Origin of the sequence: Methylocystis rosea SV97, from assembly GCF_000372845.1 — a bacterium.
Lineage (GTDB): Bacteria > Pseudomonadota > Alphaproteobacteria > Rhizobiales > Beijerinckiaceae > Methylocystis > Methylocystis rosea.
Window position 1 is genome coordinate 3,546,063 of the sequence record NZ_KB889963.1, and the last position, 542, is coordinate 3,546,604.

At 58.5% G+C, this 542-nt stretch carries 1 protein-coding gene; it reads right to left on the reverse strand.

Annotation, left to right across the window (positions count from 1 at the left end; translation table 11 throughout):
• A partial coding sequence (locus A3OO_RS24905; protein WP_040573487.1) for an efflux RND transporter permease subunit occupies positions 1 to 542 on the reverse strand: 542 nt, incomplete at both ends.

Sequence of the window (542 nt, forward strand, 5' to 3'; positions counted from 1 at the left end):
ATAGTTCCCCCCAACTCCTGCTTGACCTCTCCTTTTTGAGGCAGGCCAAACCCCTTGATCAGCGCATAGATCGCCGGAATGACGATGAGCGTCAGAGCCGTCGAAGACACCATCCCGCCAATCATCGGAACGGCAATACGCTGCATAACTTCTGATCCTGCGCCCGTGCTCCAGAGGATCGGCACGAGCCCCGCCATGATCGCGACAACCGTCATCATCTTCGGCCGCACACGTTCGACAGCGCCGAGCATGATCGCCTCATGCAAATCGGCTCTCGTGAAAGCAGCGCGCGAGGCGTTACGTGCAGTCTTGATTTCTTGCATCGCTTGGTCGAGATAAATCAGCATGACGACGCCGGTTTCGGCGGCGACGCCGGCGAGCGCGATGAACCCCACCGCCACCGCGACGGACATGTTGAAGTGCAACCACCACATCAGCCACACGCCGCCGACCAGTGCGAAGGGCAGCGACAGCATGACAATCAATGTCTCGGTTAAGCGGCGGAAATTCAGATAGAGCAGCAGGAAAATGACGAGCAGCGT